The sequence below is a fragment of the Flavobacterium sp. HJ-32-4 genome (genome assembly GCF_022532105.1).
Lineage (GTDB): Bacteria > Bacteroidota > Bacteroidia > Flavobacteriales > Flavobacteriaceae > Flavobacterium.
The window spans coordinates 3,489,610-3,505,074 of the sequence record NZ_CP092832.1 but is presented as its reverse complement, the minus strand read 5'-3'; the positions used below and the strand labels follow the sequence as shown (position 1 = coordinate 3,505,074).

General features: G+C 50.5%; 19 protein-coding genes and 2 tRNA genes. 9 read left to right on the top strand and 12 right to left on the bottom strand.

Going from position 1 to position 15,465, the window contains the following annotated elements; all coding sequences use genetic code 11:
• Window positions 1-37: 37 nt before the first annotated feature.
• Window positions 38-205, bottom strand: coding sequence for a hypothetical protein (locus tag MKO97_RS14995; RefSeq protein WP_241104012.1), 168 nt, complete (start codon window positions 203-205; stop codon window positions 38-40).
• Window positions 206-220: 15 nt separating this feature from the next.
• Window positions 221-294, bottom strand: a tRNA-Met gene (locus MKO97_RS14990).
• A 145-nt stretch (window positions 295-439) separates the two neighbouring features.
• Here MKO97_RS14990 and MKO97_RS14985 point away from each other — a divergent pair.
• Window positions 440-832 (top strand): START-like domain-containing protein, encoded by a 393-nt coding sequence (locus MKO97_RS14985; RefSeq protein ID WP_241104011.1) that lies wholly within the window; start codon window positions 440-442, stop codon window positions 830-832.
• A gap of 55 nt (window positions 833-887) precedes the next feature.
• On the top strand, window positions 888-1,724 hold the full coding sequence (locus MKO97_RS14980; RefSeq protein ID WP_241104010.1) for an aminotransferase class IV: 837 nt from the start codon (window positions 888-890) through the stop codon (window positions 1,722-1,724).
• Here the strand turns inward: MKO97_RS14980 and MKO97_RS14975 are convergent, their stop codons facing one another.
• From MKO97_RS14975 to MKO97_RS14960, 4 genes are all read right to left on the bottom strand, one after another.
• A complete protein-coding gene (locus tag MKO97_RS14975; protein WP_241104009.1) occupies window positions 1,725-2,288 on the bottom strand; it encodes a YqgE/AlgH family protein in 564 nt (187 codons plus the stop codon).
• Between the two features lie 125 nt (window positions 2,289-2,413).
• Window positions 2,414-2,686 carry an HU family DNA-binding protein gene (locus MKO97_RS14970; protein WP_241104008.1) on the bottom strand — a complete coding sequence of 91 codons (273 nt, stop codon included), beginning with the start codon at window positions 2,684-2,686 and terminating at the stop codon, window positions 2,414-2,416.
• A gap of 174 nt (window positions 2,687-2,860) precedes the next feature.
• Window positions 2,861-3,808, bottom strand: coding sequence for a methionyl-tRNA formyltransferase (gene fmt / locus MKO97_RS14965; protein ID WP_241104007.1), 948 nt, complete (start codon window positions 3,806-3,808; stop codon window positions 2,861-2,863).
• Window positions 3,801-5,804, bottom strand: coding sequence for an ATP-dependent DNA helicase RecQ (locus tag MKO97_RS14960; protein ID WP_241104006.1), 2,004 nt, complete (start codon window positions 5,802-5,804; stop codon window positions 3,801-3,803). Before MKO97_RS14960 ends, fmt begins: the two co-directional genes overlap by 8 nt.
• Before the next feature lie 80 nt (window positions 5,805-5,884).
• Here MKO97_RS14960 and MKO97_RS14955 point away from each other — a divergent pair, with 80 nt between their 5' ends.
• The 3 genes from MKO97_RS14955 to MKO97_RS14945 are packed head-to-tail and all read left to right on the top strand — an operon-like array spanning window position 5,885 to window position 7,226.
• A complete protein-coding gene (locus MKO97_RS14955; protein WP_241104005.1) occupies window positions 5,885-6,070 on the top strand; it encodes a hypothetical protein in 186 nt (61 codons plus the stop codon).
• Complete coding sequence (locus MKO97_RS14950) at window positions 6,070-6,591, top strand: hypothetical protein (protein WP_241104004.1); 522 nt, start codon at window positions 6,070-6,072, stop codon at window positions 6,589-6,591. The genes MKO97_RS14955 and MKO97_RS14950 overlap by 1 nt, the downstream gene beginning before the upstream one ends.
• 50 nt (window positions 6,592-6,641) lie before the next feature.
• Window positions 6,642-7,226, top strand: a complete 585-nt coding sequence (locus MKO97_RS14945) for a YdeI family protein (protein ID WP_241104003.1) — start codon at window positions 6,642-6,644, stop codon at window positions 7,224-7,226.
• A 2-nt stretch (window positions 7,227-7,228) separates the two neighbouring features.
• Here the strand turns inward: MKO97_RS14945 and MKO97_RS14940 are convergent, their stop codons facing one another.
• Window positions 7,229-7,765 (bottom strand): AAA family ATPase, encoded by a 537-nt coding sequence (locus tag MKO97_RS14940; RefSeq protein WP_241104002.1) that lies wholly within the window; start codon window positions 7,763-7,765, stop codon window positions 7,229-7,231.
• Window positions 7,766-7,909: 144 nt separating this feature from the next.
• Between MKO97_RS14940 and MKO97_RS14935 the strand changes: the two genes are divergently transcribed.
• Window positions 7,910-7,991: transfer RNA gene (locus MKO97_RS14935), tRNA-Leu, on the top strand.
• Between the two features lie 112 nt (window positions 7,992-8,103).
• A complete protein-coding gene (locus MKO97_RS14930; RefSeq protein WP_241104001.1) occupies window positions 8,104-10,068 on the top strand; it encodes an LTA synthase family protein in 1,965 nt (654 codons plus the stop codon).
• Window positions 10,069-10,071: 3 nt separating this feature from the next.
• Here the strand turns inward: MKO97_RS14930 and MKO97_RS14925 are convergent, their stop codons facing one another.
• The 4 genes from MKO97_RS14925 to MKO97_RS15185 form a co-directional block, all read right to left on the bottom strand.
• A complete protein-coding gene (locus MKO97_RS14925) occupies window positions 10,072-10,752 on the bottom strand; it encodes a response regulator transcription factor (protein WP_241104000.1) in 681 nt (226 codons plus the stop codon).
• An 8-nt stretch (window positions 10,753-10,760) separates the two neighbouring features.
• A complete protein-coding gene (locus MKO97_RS14920; protein WP_241103999.1) occupies window positions 10,761-11,546 on the bottom strand; it encodes a sensor histidine kinase in 786 nt (261 codons plus the stop codon).
• A gap of 624 nt (window positions 11,547-12,170) precedes the next feature.
• Window positions 12,171-12,488: a hypothetical protein gene (locus MKO97_RS14915; protein WP_241103998.1), complete on the bottom strand. Its 318-nt coding sequence runs from the start codon at window positions 12,486-12,488 to the stop codon at window positions 12,171-12,173.
• A 223-nt stretch (window positions 12,489-12,711) separates the two neighbouring features.
• On the bottom strand, window positions 12,712-12,921 hold the full coding sequence (locus tag MKO97_RS15185) for a DUF2892 domain-containing protein (RefSeq protein WP_371820406.1): 210 nt from the start codon (window positions 12,919-12,921) through the stop codon (window positions 12,712-12,714).
• Between the two features lie 197 nt (window positions 12,922-13,118).
• On the opposite strand from MKO97_RS15185, the gene xth reads away from it, so the two are divergent.
• Together xth and MKO97_RS14900 are read left to right on the top strand one after the other, a co-directional pair.
• Window positions 13,119-13,895, top strand: a complete 777-nt coding sequence (xth, locus tag MKO97_RS14905; protein ID WP_241103996.1) for an exodeoxyribonuclease III — start codon at window positions 13,119-13,121, stop codon at window positions 13,893-13,895.
• A 40-nt stretch (window positions 13,896-13,935) separates the two neighbouring features.
• Window positions 13,936-14,370: a hypothetical protein gene (locus MKO97_RS14900; protein ID WP_241103995.1), complete on the top strand. Its 435-nt coding sequence runs from the start codon at window positions 13,936-13,938 to the stop codon at window positions 14,368-14,370.
• A 150-nt stretch (window positions 14,371-14,520) separates the two neighbouring features.
• On the opposite strand, the gene MKO97_RS14895 is transcribed toward MKO97_RS14900, so the two are convergent.
• Window positions 14,521-15,282: a hypothetical protein gene (locus MKO97_RS14895; RefSeq protein ID WP_241103994.1), complete on the bottom strand. Its 762-nt coding sequence runs from the start codon at window positions 15,280-15,282 to the stop codon at window positions 14,521-14,523.
• Window positions 15,283-15,465 lie beyond the last annotated feature (183 nt).

Here is a 15,465-nt window from a genome sequence, read left to right as displayed (position 1 = left end):
AAATACACTTTTTAGAATTGCGATATGCCTTAAATAATTATAAATCAACAATTTGTGTTTTTCGATAAAAGTCGCTTTTTACCGCATTTTTTGTCGGATTTGTAGTGTAAAAACGCTTTTGAGCTAAGAAAACACCTATAAAATGAAGCGGAAAAGGAGGAGAAAGATGCATTTTGGCGATAGGGCCAAAAAAAAAGCCGTCCATTGGACGACTTTTTTGTAGCGAGGACGGGAGTTGAACCCGTGACCTCAGGGTTATGAATCCTGCGCTCTAACCGACTGAGCTACCTCGCCTGATTCGGCGTCCGTTTCGGAACGCGGGTGCAAATATAGGACTAAATTCAGATGTGGCAAGAACGGCCTCTAAATTTTTATTTGTATCGGGTGCCAAACAATTAATTTTAATTGTATATATTTCGACTTTCAATCCCCAATCCGCATGGAAGTAAAAGTAAAATACGAACTTGAATTCCCTATCAATTCCTCGCCTCAGCTGCTCTATCAGTATATTTCCACACCCTCTGGTTTATCTGAGTGGTTCGCCGATAATGTAAACGCCCGTGGCGAGATCTTTACCTTCATATGGGAGGACACAGAAGAACGTGCACGCGTAGCCTCACGCAAAACGGGCGAGAAAATCAAGTTCCGCTGGATTGACCAGAACGACCATGATACCGACTACTTTTTCGAGCTTCGCATCCTTGAGGATGAGATCACGAAAGACGTATCGCTGATGGTGGTCGACTACGCACCCGAGTCAGAACTCGACGAAGCGGCCCAATTGTGGGAAAACCAGGTGTCGGATCTTAAACACGTGATCGGATCCGTTTGATTGTGGGACGCTTCATTTAGACGTATATTTGCCCTGATCCTTCAGGGCTTTTTTTATGCTGCACTTCAACGGGGAACTCGTTCCCGACGCTTCCATTCCTTTGGCCCGTAACCGCGGCTTCCTCTTCGGTGACGGGGTTTTTGAAACACTGCGGGTGAACGACGCCAAACCGCTGTTTCTCGAAGACCATTATTTCCGTTTGATGGCCGCCATGCGCATTTGCCGGATGGAAATTCCGATGACCTTCACGATGGAGTTCTTTTCCGCGGCGATTGCCGAATTGGTAACGACATTGGGCTACCAGGCGGCGGCCCGCGTCCGTATTACGGTGTTCCGGAATAGCGGCGGGTTTTACCGACCAACCGACAACACGGTGTCGTGGCTAATGGAAGCGACGGCCATCGATCCGGTATTTGGATGGGAGGAAGGGCCGTATGAGGTAGAGCTCTACAAAGATTACCTGATTCCGCGGCAATTGCTGTCTTCTATCAAATCGACCAACCGGATGCTCAACGTCACAGCGGCGGTTTTCGCCGAAGAGAACGGCTATGCGAACTGCCTGTTGCTGAACGATGCGCGTAATGTGGCAGAAGCGGTGCAGGGCAATGTGTTTATGCTGACCGGCAACCGATTGGCAACACCGCCGGTATCAGAAGGCTGCCTGAACGGCGTGATGCGACAGCAGGTAATGGCCCTGGCGCGAAAAATGGAAGGTATTGAGGTGGTGGAAGAACCGATTTCTCCTTTCGATCTTCAAAAAGCGGATGAGTTGTTCCTTACGAACGTGATTATGGGTATACGCCCGATTACATCCTATCGGAAAAAAGCGTTTGGGGATGCCTTTGCGCGGCGCTTGCTGGTGCAGTTAAATGCCCAGTTGCGCCTGGCCTGATCAGTTCAGGATGGGATTTTCGGGTGCATTCGACCAGATGAGATACTCACCGCCTAATTCCAGTATTTTCTCTTTCCAGAAATGGGTGGTAGGACGTCCGAGGATTTTCTTCTCGTAGATGTTATCGGCGAGTATCCACGAGTGCGATTGCATCTCTTCTTCCAACTGGTGGGCGCTCCATCCGGTATACCCCAGGAAAAAGCGGATGTTGTCTTTCCCGATTTCGCCCCGGTTGATCCGGTCGCGGGCAAATTCGAAATCGCCTCCCCAATAAATACCGTTGGAAATCTCGATACTCTCCGGAATCAAATCCGGTACGTTATGGATGAAATAGAGATTGTCTTGCTCTACCGGGCCTCCATTGTAAATCTTGAATTTGGCGTTCAGCTCCGGTATCAGGTCGCTCAGCGTATACCGAAGCGGCTTGTTGATGATGAAGCCTACCGAGCCCTCACGGGTATGGTCAGCCAGCAGGATTACCGAGCGGTTGAACGACGCATCGCCCAAAGTACTCGACGGTTCCGCAATGAGTAATTGTCCTTTTCGTAGCTTTTCCAAAGTCATGAGACACGGAATTTTTCTTAAAAGTATAAAATTATTTTCATAAAAAGAATGCCTATTCCTACAGCGTTAACAAAAAAAGCCTTCCCAATGAAGGGAAGGCCTTGAGGTTGTATCGAATAGAACGATTAGTTGATGGCTCCTTCGAGGTCAGCACCTGCTTTGAACTTCACTACTTTCTTAGCAGCGATCTTGATGCTGGCACCTGTTTGTGGGTTACGCCCTTCCCTTGCAGCACGGCTTGATACAGACCAAGATCCAAAACCTACCAGGGAAACACGTCCGCCTTTCTTCAGTGTGCCGCCGATGTTGTTGATGAACGACTCAAGAGCCAGTTTAGCAGCATTTTTTGAAATTCCGGCGTCAGCCGCGATTGCATCGATCAATTCTGATTTGTTCATAATAATAGTATTAATTGTTGGTTAAACATTCCTTATACAAACAAATTTAAGAGGAATTCCTTACCAGGCAAGGGCTGGCGGGGTTCAGACGCATTTTTGTTAATAACTTCAATGCATTTGTTCATAAGCAGGCTTGATTTTTCCAAAATGCCGCAAGGCCAGTAACGGCGCGCCCTACAGCGCAAATGCCTCTTCGGAGAACCGGATGCCGTTCAGGAGTTCGGAAACGGTCATTTTTTTCTTACCCGGAAACTGCAACGACAGGATACGCAGGTAGCCGTCGGTAACGGCAATGCGGAGGTCTTTCTTCGTTGTCACAAGGGTGCCCGGACGGTGATCGCATGCCCCGGCCTCGAATTCCGCTTCATATATTTTGACGTTCCATTCCTGGCCTGCATCCGTAAACAGTGTCCAGGCTGCCGGATAGGGCGACAGGCCCCGTATCAGGTTACGGATGGCCTCGCCTGACATTTGCCAGTCAATTCGCGTATTTTCTTTGGTCAGCTTGGGCGCATTTTTTCCCGTGTCATCCATCGGTTGGGGAGTAGTGGTAACGCTTCCGTCGGTCACGCGTCGCAGGGTTTCCACCACCGCATCTTTTCCCAAGGCCATCAAACGGTCGTGCAGGGTCCCCGCATTATCCTCGTGGGTGATGGTCGTTTCTTTACTCAGTATAATCGCGCCGGTGTCGATTTTCTCATCGATGAAGAAGGTCGTAACACCAGTAGCGGTTTCCCCGTTGATCAGCGCCCAGTTGATCGGTGCGGCACCACGGTAATCGGGCAGCAGCGAAGCATGCAGGTTGAAGGTCCCTTTCGGAGGCAATGCCCAAATTGCTTTCGGCAGCATCCGGAAGGCCACTACCACTTGTATGTCAGCCTGAAAAGCAGCGAGCTCCTCACGGAAAGCCTCGTCTTTCAGGTTCAGGGGTTGCAACACGGGTAGCCCATGTTCAAGGGCGTATTCTTTTACGTGGGAAAAATGCAGTTTTTGTCCGCGACCTGCGGGCCTATCCGGGGCCGTAACGACTGCCACGACCTCATATCCCGCCTGTCGGATGGCGTCGAGGATGCCCGTTGCGAATTCGGGCGTTCCCATAAAGACTATACGAAGATTATCCATTCCATTTATATCGGTTATCGGACGTAAGCACGATCTCTTCGTTCTCCAGCAGCGTCCGGAGCGCAAAGATAAGGGCATCCGGCGGTAATCCGGTGGCTTTTTCGAGTTCACCCGACGAGTACGATCCGTTTGCCAATAGGCGGCGTAGCTGGTCGGCGGCCGTTACCGGTCGTGTGGCTTTTCGCGCCAGGCAGGTCGAACAGCGGCCGCAATCTTCACCTGGCGTTCCAAAATACGTCAACAGTTTGCGCGAAAGGCAAATGCCGTCGGAGGTTACGTAAGCGGCAACCGCTTCAAACTGCTGGGTTTTCACGGTATTCTGGCTTTCCAGATGGCGGGATACCCGGCTGATGGTGTGTTCGTCTTCGCGTATTTCAAGGAAGGAAACGGCGGCATCACTGTCGTTGCGCCTTAGATCGGCCAGTTCACGTGCGGCGAGACGCTCCAGCACCTGCAACAGTTCCGCTTCGTCTTTACCGGTTTTTCGGGCGAGGAAGGGAAGATTGAGTGCGGTTTCGATTTCCCAGATGCCCGGATAGGTGCGCAGCAGCAAACTGACGACGGGTTCATCCGCCGGATGCAGACTGGCGTAGCGGATGATTTCTTTTGACTCGGCCGTGAACCGCAGTGTCACTTTCTCGATGCCGTCCTGCGAAAGCGCTACCACACCCGACCGATCCAGGAACTGCAGCGCGTTGTAGGTTTTAATCACAGGGAAGCCATAGTGCACACAAAAACGGTGCAGGCTCAACGGGTAGACCTCGCCTGGGCCTTCTCCATACGCAATCTGTAAGTGGTTACAGAGTTTTTTATAAACTTCCAGAAGAAAGGTTTTCGAGGGAAGCGATCCTAAAAAACGGCCCCGTGCATGGTCAACATCGGCAGGCGCCACTAGGATAATGGCCGCAGCGCTCGCACCGTCACGTCCGGCACGACCTGCCTCCTGATAATAGTTTTCGAGGTTTTCGGGTAATTCCAGGTGAAGGACGGTGCGCACATCGGGTTTGTCAATACCCATTCCGAAGGCATTGGTGGCGACGATACACCGTTTCCGGCCCGTCATCCATTCTTCCATGTGGCGGTTCTTCTCCCGGAAGGGGAGTCCACCATGGTAATGCGTCGAAGCAATTCCATATGCCTGTAACTGGTCGGCCACTTCATGGCAGGCTTTCCGGTTCCGTACATACACGATGGCCGAACCCTGCTGCCGCTCGAGGATCGCAACGGCACGTCCTATTTTATCTTCTGTGGCGACGACATGATAACCGATGTTCGGACGTTCAAAAGAGCCTTCGAAAACCGACGGTTCCCCTAACGACAACAGTTGTATGATGTCGGTCCGCACGCGCGGGGTGGCCGTAGCCGTCAATGCGATCAGCGGAATGCCCGGAAACTGTTTTCGTAAGTCACCCACCTTCAGATACGCTGGCCGGAAGTCGTGTCCCCATTGCGAGACACAGTGGGCTTCGTCAACTGCGATAAGGTTGATGGGTAACTCAGTCAGCCGTGTTACAATCCAGTCGATCTGCAATCGTTCAGGTGAGAGATACAGAAAACGATAGTCGCCAAATTTGACGTTATCGAGCAGGTCGCTGATGTCGTCTGTCGATAAGGAACCGGTAAGGGCCAATGCCTTGATGCCACGCGCAGCGAGTTGGGCCACCTGGTCTTTCATAAGTGCGATGAGCGGGGATACGACCAGGCATACACCGCCTTTGACCAATGTCGGGATTTGGAAGCAGATGGACTTACCGCCACCGGTAGGCAGTAGCGCCACAGTGTCACGCCCTGCCAGCACCGATTCGATGATCGTTTCCTGCAAAGGTCGAAAGGCATCGTGTTTCCAGTAGCTGCGTAAAGCGTCGAGGGCGGTCATGAGGTAAAAATAGGAAAAGCAATCGGTTTGGAAGCCTGTGAGGGTCGCTACTCCAGCGCTGACGGGGGCTAACGCGCCGTTTTGGCTGCTCCGTAGCGCCGTTAATTGCCTCGGTCTCATAAAACTACTATGTTACGGTAGGGTAAAGACAATTTTACCTGTTCTATACCGTTATAGAGAGACAAACAACGCTCCGCGCTATGAAAACCCATCTGAAGCCCGATATCCGCGTAAAGGAAGAAGTTCTTGAGCACTACATCCGGAAGCACAGAGGTGTGCTATGGTTGGCAATTATCCTTGCGTTTGGTGCCTTCGCCCTGTTGTTGTTGTCAATGATTGCGCACCCAGAGGCACATTCGACACTGGCGTCTTCCTTCCGGCACTAATGCGGTACCGCGGAATAATTCCGTTTTTCCTTTTCAGGAAACGATCCTTTATCTTCCTTTTTTTCTTAGTTACTACGGCATACGCGCAGGTTACGTACCCGCAGCGTGCGTTCGACAGCGATACCTGCTGCTGGCGGGTGCTTGCCACGAAAGGCCATTATGTGGAGGCCGCGCAACGTATTGAGGATTTTCTTGCTGATGGGCATCCTGACAACCGACAATCGCTTCGCTGGCACGCCGGACAACTGTATGCTTTCGCGGGTGAGAACAAAAAAGCCCTTCGCTACCTGAGAAGCACCTATTCCGTATTCCAAAAGTGGTTCGGAGACGCTGACGGTGCGGCGTGGTATCGGTTTGCGAAAGGAACCTGTGCTTTCCTGCGAAGGGACCGGACGACGCTCGATCGACAGATCACACGATGGAAAAAGAATCTCCCATCCGACGCGAACCTTCGGGAGCTCGAGCGATTGCAGGCCCGATGGGACCAACCCTATCGATTGGCGACCCAGGCTATCCCGTAATTTCCCCTTGCTTTTCTCTTTTCAGAGGGCGTATCTTTACGAAAAAAGTCATGGACGCGGTATTCTTTTCCTCTCCCAGTAAATTCCGTGAATGGTTGGTCCAGCACCACGAAACAGCCGCCGAATTGCTGGTAGGATATTATAAAGTTAGCACCGGAAAAGCGGGCATGACCTGGTCGGAATCAGTCGACGAAGCGCTGTGTTTCGGCTGGATCGACGGCGTCCGGCAAACGATTGACGCCGACCGCTACCAAATTCGGTTTACACCCCGCAAACCCGGCAGCAGTTGGAGTAATGTCAATATCAAAAAGGTAGCGGCCCTTACGGAAGCGGGGAAAATGACTCCCGCCGGACTCGCCGCGTTCGATTCCGCCAAGGCCGACAAAAAAGGCGTCTATTCATATGAAAAGGAAAAAGCCGCTTTTCCGGCTCCATTTGAAGCCGTCTTCCGGAAGCATCCCGAGGCATGGGCCTACTTCGAAAACCTGGCACCGTCCTACCGGCGGACATCAATACATTGGGTGATGAGTGCCAAACAGGAAGCGACACAGCGCAAACGGCTCGAACAACTCATTGCGCAGAGTGCGGCCGGCACTAACCCTTGGAAAGACAATAAGTATGCGCGGAAAAAGTAGGTTTACGCCAGTTTCTCGAGGATAAAGTTCACGCGGTTCTCTACCGTATCGCGCGGTACCTCAAACATCTCATAACCGTATTTTCCGTAGGTTTCGATCAGGTGCTCGTGTATCTTGACGGCCTGTTCATAGCTTTCGTAGCGTGCATCGTCCGACACATAAATGGCTTCCCACGGTGGCAGCATGAAAATGTGGGTGTAGGTATGGATCCGACAGGTTTCGTCAAAATGAGGTGGATAGGAATCGCCGATGTAGTGCATATAGGCCAACACGTCGGGCAGGCCGCGGTCGATGAAAACCACGTCCGCCTCGTCTTCCTGGGCATCGAGGAATTGTTTGCGGCGTCCTTCCAGCAAGAGTTCGCTGAACAGCAAAGGGTTTTCCAGAAACAGTTGTTCGATGCCGTTCTTACGCGCTTCCAGGGTCACTTCCCTTGAAATTTCAGGATAGCACCGGAAGCCTTTTGCCGCAAGGGCATCGATCAGGGTCGTTTTTCCGCTGCCAGGTCCGCCGATGATGACGATGATGTGTTTTGCCATGGGGGCGAAGGTAGAAAAAGTTCGGGAAGTGGGAAAGTATGATAGTAGTCGCAGTCGCAGTCTCAGACTCGACGTTTTTTATACTAAAAAACGCGGAAACCGTTTTGGAATTACCGAAAAAGGACTACTTTTGTCGTCCTGAATGCCCAAGTGGCGAAATTGGTAGACGCACTGTGTTCAGGTCGCAGCGCCTTCGGGTGTGCTGGTTCGAGTCCAGTCTTGGGCACTTCTAACGCAATCCTCACCGGGTTGCGTTTTTTTTTTTGACGTCGCCCCACCAGTCTTACCTTTAAGGAAATTACGTATTTTTACACCAACTATAACCAACCACACTATCCATGTTTCAATTCCTTCGCAGGTCCGGGCGATTCGCCGTCCTGGCTCACTTTCTCACGTGGTTCGTCGTCACGTCTTCCGTGGTTCGCATCGCACTGCTTATATGGCAATCGGCGGACGTTTCGTGGGCGCCACTTGATATACTCCGCACCCTGGGAACCGGACTTCTTTTCGACGTAGCGACCGCTTTCTACGCCGGGCTCCTGCCGACGTTATACTTCTGTTTTTTCCCGAATCGATGGGTGGGCAGTCTGTTCGACCGGGTTATGGTCTGGTTTTTTACCAGCCTGGCCGTGTTTATTCTCGTATTTGCCTTCTTTGCCGAATTCACGTTCTGGGAGGAATTCCGGAGTCGGTTCAACTTCATTGCGGTTGATTACCTGATCTATACCCATGAGGTCGTAGCCAACATCCAGGAATCGTATCCGCTGCCGCTGCTCGTCGGGGCGGTGGTGGCACTTACGGTGCTTTTCCTATTCCTGTTCTGGCGCAACGCAGCCTTTACTACGGCTTTCCGGTCAAAAGCACGTTGGAACCGAAGCCTGGCCCTCGCTTTGGGTTATGGCCTGGTGGTGTTTCTCTGCACCGTCTGGTTGCGCAACACGGATGCCGAATGGTCGCCGAACCGCTATAATTCCGAACTGTCGAAAACCGGCGTGTATTCTTTCTTTTCAGCGTTCCGCAACAACCAAATGAAGTATACGGAGTTCTATACTTCCATCGACAATAAAAAGGCGTTCCAGTTGGTGCGCTCGAAATTGCAGCAGGAAACGAGTGTGTATTCTTCAGATGGTTTTTCCATCCACCGCAAGATTTCCAATTCGCTGGATACAGGTACGGGAGCTCCCAAAAATGTGGTATTCATTCTCGTCGAGAGTCTGTCGGGCAGTTTCCTGCAGGAATTCGGAAACGAAAAACATATTACACCTTTCCTCGACAGCCTGGCCCAAAAAAGCGTGTTTTTCTCGAATATGTACGCTACAGGAACCCGGACGGTACGGGGCATGGAAGCCGTTACACTGTGTATTCCACCGACACCCGGACAAAGTATCGTAAAGCGTCCGGAGAACGGCGGACTGTATACGGTGGGAAGCGTGTTCGAAAAACGCGGTTACGTCCGCAATTTCTTTTACGGCGGTGATGGGTATTTCGATAACATGAATGCGTTCTACGGCGGTAACGGGTTTACGATTTACGACCGTGGACGCGGAAGTGTGTTGAGCGATGCCATCAAGACAACCCGTCACAACATTACGGATGGTGAGGTGACCTTCGAGAATGCCTGGGGGATATGCGATGAGGATATTTACCGCAAGATGCTATCTGTCGCCGATGCCCACTATGCCCGAAAAGAGCCGTTCTTTAACTTTATCATGACCACGTCGAATCACCGGCCGTATACGTATCCGTCAGGAAAGATCGATATTCCGTCTGGCACCAGTCGTGACGGGGCCGTCAAGTACACCGACTTTGCGTTGCGCGAACTTTTCGCGGCGGCGCGCAAAAAGCCCTGGTTCCAAAACACGGTATTTGTCATCGTAGCCGACCACTGCGCCAGCAGCGCGGGCAAAGACGAGATCGATGTGAAGAATTACCACATCCCGGCGCTGATTGTGAATCTTCCGGCAGAACAGAATGGAAAGATCGCGGAGCAGTGTTCCCAAATCGACTTATTCCCAACCTTCTTCGGACTCCTGGGCTGGTCGTATGAATCGGATTTTTATGGTAAGGATGTACGAGATGCTGCGTTTGAGGAGCGTTCGTTCGTCGGTACCTACCGGAAGTTGGCACTGATGAAAGGCGACCGGATCATGATTTTGAGCGACCAGAAGAAAAAGGCGTTTTACCGTTGGGATCGGAAACAGGATCGTTTGCTGCCGTTACAGCCAGAGCCGTCGTTTCTTGAGGAGACGATCGCCTGGTACCAAACTGCCGATTACCTTTTTACCAACAAACTGCTGAAATAGGAATCAGTCGAGTCCGCCGATGTTCACCAAACGGTTTTGGATTGCAAAGACCACCAGGCCAGCGATGTTGCGCGACCCGGTTTTGACCAGGAGGTTGGTGCGATGCCCTTCGACGGTGCGCTGGCTGAGGTACAATTCTGCGCTGATTTCCGCCGAGTTTTTCTGTTGGCAGATGCCCTCCAGTATCTCCAGTTCCCGCTGGGTGAGAAACGTATTGTCGAGCAGGCTTTTCGGTGTTTTCCGCAGGTCGCCCGACCGGATGATCTGCATAACCTCTTCGTTATAGTAGAACCCTTTTTCGGCCACCTGCCGGATGGTATGGATCATCTCGTCCGGACTCGCATTTTTTACGATATACGAGACGGCGCCTACCTGAATCATATTGGCGATGAAAGGCTTGGTGTTATAGCTGGTAAGGGCAATGATGCGGATATTCGGGAAGTTCCGGTTCAGGATTTTGGTGGTTTCCACGCCGTTCAGTGACGGCATTTTAAGGTCCATGAGCACAATATCCGGATGTTCATGGCTTTCCTTAAGGTAATCGACGAGTTCCTGTCCGTCGGAGGCTTCAAGCACGATTTCAATATCACTTTCACGTCCCAATAGGAAAGCGATGCCCTTGCGGAACAGCATTTCATCGTCGGCAAGGGCGATGCGGATGTGCGTATGCGGTTGTTGTTCCATGGTTACAGTCAAAAGGTAAAGTGAACCCGGACACCCTTGCCCGGCTGGCTGTCGATGTTAAAGGTTCCTTCGAGGATTTCAATTCTGTTCTCGATATTTCGCAGGCCGAGGCCGCGGGCATTTTTCAGTGTCTGTGCGTCCATCCCCGATCCGTTATCGGTGTAGTGGCAGCTGTAGCGTCCGTTTTCTTCCGATAGATTGATGCTGATATGTGTCGATTTTCCATGACGCAACGAGTTGTTCATCAATTCCTGTAGGATGCGAAATACCTGCAGGCTGGTGCGTTCGTCTTCCGGCTCATGCGAAAGGTGCTGGGTAAAGCTGGTCGTAACGCGCTTCGACGCTTCGAACTCCTGCACCAATTCTTCGATGCCCGCCACGAGGCCGAATTTCTCGAGTACGGGAGGCAGTAGGTCATGAGCAATACGCCGTGAATTCTCCAATGCTTTTCCCGTGAGTTCGACAATAGCTTCCCGTATACGGTCGGCTTCGTCCGGTGGCAGGCTTTTTTCCTTCAGCAGGTGTCCGTTCAGCGACACGATATTCAGTTTAGAGCTGATGTCGTCGTGCAGGTCCTGCGCAATACGCGCCCGTTCCTCCTCCTGCGTGAGGATGATGGACCGCAGGAGTTCCTTCTGGTGCGAGATGCGGAGGTCACGTTTTTCGAGCTCTTTTTGAAGTATTTTCTTTTTGGAGAAGTAGAAAAAGGTTACGACAATCCCTCCCATCATTAAGAAGGCGAGAGAGATGTAAATGATTCCCAGAATTAAGTCATTTTCAGTGACCTGCTTCATGCTGTGACAGGGGTCTTTTTAAGTACGTAACACGCAATTCATGTAACACACATAGTTGAAATAAAATATAAAGGATAGAGTTAAGATCCCAACAAATCCGTGCACGATTATTTACCATCAGATTCACCGTATTACCGGCTAGAAAAAGCACGGTACTGCCGAAAAGGTACATCATTATCGACAGATTAATCAGGTGAAATTGTTTCGGACCATCTAGTTGATTGTAGAAATGAAAGGCAGCAAAGGCAATAATCGGAAAGGCCGTTAACAGAATCTCTAAATGATTGAATTTCCAATAGACTTCGGGATCCACTGTGTATTGAATTGCCAGCGGTATAAGTACGGCAGGTTGAGCGAGTAATAGGATGCGCCTCTGTGACGTATTCAAAAGACTGTAATAAAAGAGGCTTAGTAGTAAAAACTGTCCCACGAAATAGTAGTGGGACAGAAACAGATTACGCTCCCCCAAGGTGCTGAGTGTCGTACCGGCCGTCTGAACCAAAAAAATGCAGAACTGGTATACGATAAAGAAGATAATGGTGCGATTCTTTGGTCGTATCGACAGTGACAGTATCAAATTGACCAGAAGAAGAAAGTCACCTATGTAGGAAAGAAGGTGTGCCATTACTTCATTATGAGTGGACTACCGGGGCTACACGTACGTGGGCATGGATCATTAAAATCGTAAACATAATACCCATCTTCTTCATTGATTATATCGTTTCCGCTGGCATCCACACCGACCAACATAAAAACGGGATCTCCCGCATCGTCCAGCCCTAGATAACCTCTAAAATTAGCCACATTTCCCCCTGCAGCCAAAATGGAGTCAATATTGTCTTTTTGAATCAGAAAGGCTTTAAGTGTGTTGTCTTTTTGCCAATTTGCCGCCCAATCCTGTGCTTGTTTGAGCGGAATTACGTTGGGGTTTGTTTTTTCCATGAGGTTTGTTGTTTTGTTTTAGATTCAGTGTGGTAAAAATATCAAAATTAAGAGGCGATAGTTAGACTCTTCAAAAAACACGTAGAATTACGTGGGTTCTTACGTACAAATTACGTTGCTGCTTTAGTACGAATAGGATTCGTAAAGGGCTAACCTGAGAGGATAAGTAGCCCGACGCCGTCCCATGGACGTCGGTATCGAATTAACAACCAGTGGTTTGGAGTTATCGCTTTTCAGGCGGACGCCTGGTAGAAATGTGAAAGAGGGAATATACCGGGCAAACGCGCCAAATTCCTGTGATGAAAAAAAAGAGCCCGATGGCGCCCGTGATGGCCATTTTCCAGTCAAATTCGAAGAAGTACAATACATAAAAACAGGCAGCGGCAGCCACCAGACGGCAGAGGCTCTCGCCGCTGCTGAGGTTTTTTTTCATGGGGTAGTTGGGGTTTGGTGCAAAATGGCAGAAATCGGCGACATGACAAAGCAAAAAAAGCAGAAACGTCATTTTATAACAAAAACAACGGTAAAGTTTGATTTTATTTAATTTTAGGCCTGTTTGTATATTTTTATAACGTTCTGCGCCAAGGGATGTATCTCGCCCTTTTTGACTATCTTAGAGAAAACGTAGCTATGAAGATTGCCACCTACAATGTCAATGGTGTGAACGGGCGCCTTCCTGTCGTTTTGAAATGGCTGGAGTTCGCGCAGCCGGATATCGTGTGCCTCCAGGAACTTAAAGCGCCACAGGAGAAGTTTCCGCTGGCGGCGTTTTCGGACGCAGGCTACCAGGCTATCTGGCACGGACAGAAAAGCTGGAACGGAGTCGCCATTTTAGCCAGGAATGACATCCGTATTCAGGAAATCACCCGTGTGCTTCCCGGTAATCCCGATGATGAACAAAGTCGTTATCTGGAAGTACTTGCGGGTCCGCTCGTTATTGCCTGCTTGTATTTGCCGAATGGCAATCCGGCGCCGGGCCCCAAGTTTGACTATAAGCTTGATTGGTTTCGACGTTTGCAGGAGCGGGCTGCCGTACTGTTATCACACGACACCCCCGTGCTTTTGGCGGGTGATTTCAACGTCATGCCAACCGAAAAAGATGTGTATAAGCCGGAACGTTGGGTAGACGATGCCCTTTTTCGTCCGGAAACCCGGGCGGCGTTCCAGTCGTTAGTGCAGCAGGGGTGGACCGACGCACTTCGAACCCTTTACCCAAATGAGACGATGTACACGTTTTGGGACTACTTCCGCAGCGCTTTCCAGCGCAACGCCGGTCTGCGTATCGACCATTTCCTGCTCAGTCCCCAACTCAAAGACCACCTGAAGGCAGGCGGAGTTGACCGAGAGGTGCGGGGATGGGAAAAAACCAGTGATCACGCCCCTGTTTGGATCGAATTGGCATTGTAAGCCAGCTGTTTTTTTCGTAAATTTGAGAAAATCTCCCAATATGGACAGCTTTACCTTCCAGGAAGACGTTCCGGTTTTTTGTGTGACGGCAGTTGACGGACGCCGGGGTGCCGCCGATGCCATGCAGACGTTGAAGTCACTCCTGCCGCCTAACGAAAGGCGACATTTTTATGGGCTGTTTTGGCCAGGACGCGACGGTGGTACGTATAAAGCCGCCGCGAACGTACTGGATGGCGAAATGGAACAACAGGGGCTCAGTGCGTTTACCATTCAAAATGGTCCCTACAATAGCTTCTATATTTCGGATTATACCTCACAACCCGACGCGATTGACCGCGCTTTCGAAATGCTGCGCGCGCAGCACGAAGTCGATCCGGACGGATATTGCCTGGAATGGTATGTAAACGATCACGATGTCAAGTGTATGGTGCCGCTCGGTCGCCACTACCAATCGTTTACGGGACTTAATCGCTGATTTTTTCTACTAGAGCAGAGCAGAAACGCCCGTCCTATGACGAGCGTATCTTCTCTAAAATATTAACCAAATGCATAATAAACAGGTACGTCCGCCTTCAACGCGCATGAACTGCGGATTCACGCGGTTTTCTGGAAAACGTACTTTGTCTTAAAACCGTATTTTACGGACCAATACCCGACCCGAAGGGTATACAATACGCACAAGCCTCACTTCGCGTTGCGCTGATACAAATGGCAGTGACGCCGTTAACGTAGCAGGCGTTTTCAATTGGGCAATTTCCCGGCCCTGCAAGTCAAATACCTGGATACATGATGCTGTTTCGGATCCGGTATGTACCGTCAAAACACCTGACTCGTCGTAAACGGATACAGTATCTTGTGACGAGGTCGCCAAACCTAATGTTGACGTCTGGTAAAGCAATTGGAAACGGTTGTCGAAGTCGCCCGATTCGGATGTAAATACATAGGAAGCGGCCGATAACTCGGAGCACTTATTTTCCAAACCATCGTAAAGATAAATCGCCTGGCCTTGTTCAAAAACGCCATCGGCATGATCCAGCCAGATTGTAAACGTTCCGGATGATTCGGCATGCAGTGCGAGCGGAACTACATCTGATGCTTCGAAAGCCGGTCGGGCCTGTATAACGTAGTGTTCAGAACCGATAAGCGACGAAAGGCAATCTCCCGCGGGTGCCAGTGCCGAGTCAAAACCGGGGTCGACTTCCAACGTCGCCATATCGGTATATCCAACCAGGATTTGGTTACCTGGATTTTCTTCATGCGACATGTTGAGCCAGATGCGGCTCATCGGGCTTTGAGGAAATGCAACCCATGATACGAATGCCATGGCCAGCGGCAAAAGTAAACGGACATTCAGGTATCGGTTTTGGGTAATTGATAGTGAATCCATTTTTTTTTGGCGCAAATCTACATGCTCGTTTCCATCACGCCTCGTGTTTTACAGACCTTGTCCGAAAGCGGTCTAAGGCAGGGTGTATTCGGGAGATAAAATGGCATATTCGGTTATCTTGTATCCGTTAGGGGGTACTGTGGCGACATGGGATGCTCTAACAGCAAAGAATGCCGCGAACTG

What these genes read in the sequence shown, in the direction of transcription:
- MKO97_RS14995 (WP_241104012.1), bottom strand. Translation starts at nt 205, where the DNA reads ATGGACGGCTTTTTTTTTGGCCCTATCGCCAAAATGCATCTTTCTCCT.
- MKO97_RS14985 (WP_241104011.1), top strand. Translation starts at nt 440, where the DNA reads ATGGAAGTAAAAGTAAAATACGAACTTGAATTCCCTATCAATTCCTCG.
- MKO97_RS14980 (WP_241104010.1), top strand. Translation starts at nt 888, where the DNA reads ATGCTGCACTTCAACGGGGAACTCGTTCCCGACGCTTCCATTCCTTTG.
- MKO97_RS14975 (WP_241104009.1), bottom strand. Translation starts at nt 2,288, where the DNA reads ATGACTTTGGAAAAGCTACGAAAAGGACAATTACTCATTGCGGAACCG.
- MKO97_RS14970 (WP_241104008.1), bottom strand. Translation starts at nt 2,686, where the DNA reads ATGAACAAATCAGAATTGATCGATGCAATCGCGGCTGACGCCGGAATT.
- fmt (WP_241104007.1), bottom strand. Translation starts at nt 3,808, where the DNA reads ATGGATAATCTTCGTATAGTCTTTATGGGAACGCCCGAATTCGCAACG.
- MKO97_RS14960 (WP_241104006.1), bottom strand. Translation starts at nt 5,804, where the DNA reads ATGAGACCGAGGCAATTAACGGCGCTACGGAGCAGCCAAAACGGCGCG.
- MKO97_RS14955 (WP_241104005.1), top strand. Translation starts at nt 5,885, where the DNA reads ATGAAAACCCATCTGAAGCCCGATATCCGCGTAAAGGAAGAAGTTCTT.
- MKO97_RS14950 (WP_241104004.1), top strand. Translation starts at nt 6,070, where the DNA reads ATGCGGTACCGCGGAATAATTCCGTTTTTCCTTTTCAGGAAACGATCC.
- MKO97_RS14945 (WP_241104003.1), top strand. Translation starts at nt 6,642, where the DNA reads ATGGACGCGGTATTCTTTTCCTCTCCCAGTAAATTCCGTGAATGGTTG.
- MKO97_RS14940 (WP_241104002.1), bottom strand. Translation starts at nt 7,765, where the DNA reads ATGGCAAAACACATCATCGTCATCATCGGCGGACCTGGCAGCGGAAAA.
- MKO97_RS14930 (WP_241104001.1), top strand. Translation starts at nt 8,104, where the DNA reads ATGTTTCAATTCCTTCGCAGGTCCGGGCGATTCGCCGTCCTGGCTCAC.
- MKO97_RS14925 (WP_241104000.1), bottom strand. Translation starts at nt 10,752, where the DNA reads ATGGAACAACAACCGCATACGCACATCCGCATCGCCCTTGCCGACGAT.
- MKO97_RS14920 (WP_241103999.1), bottom strand. Translation starts at nt 11,546, where the DNA reads ATGAAGCAGGTCACTGAAAATGACTTAATTCTGGGAATCATTTACATC.
- MKO97_RS14915 (WP_241103998.1), bottom strand. Translation starts at nt 12,488, where the DNA reads ATGGAAAAAACAAACCCCAACGTAATTCCGCTCAAACAAGCACAGGAT.
- MKO97_RS15185 (WP_371820406.1), bottom strand. Translation starts at nt 12,921, where the DNA reads ATGAAAAAAAACCTCAGCAGCGGCGAGAGCCTCTGCCGTCTGGTGGCT.
- xth (WP_241103996.1), top strand. Translation starts at nt 13,119, where the DNA reads ATGAAGATTGCCACCTACAATGTCAATGGTGTGAACGGGCGCCTTCCT.
- MKO97_RS14900 (WP_241103995.1), top strand. Translation starts at nt 13,936, where the DNA reads ATGGACAGCTTTACCTTCCAGGAAGACGTTCCGGTTTTTTGTGTGACG.
- MKO97_RS14895 (WP_241103994.1), bottom strand. Translation starts at nt 15,282, where the DNA reads ATGGATTCACTATCAATTACCCAAAACCGATACCTGAATGTCCGTTTA.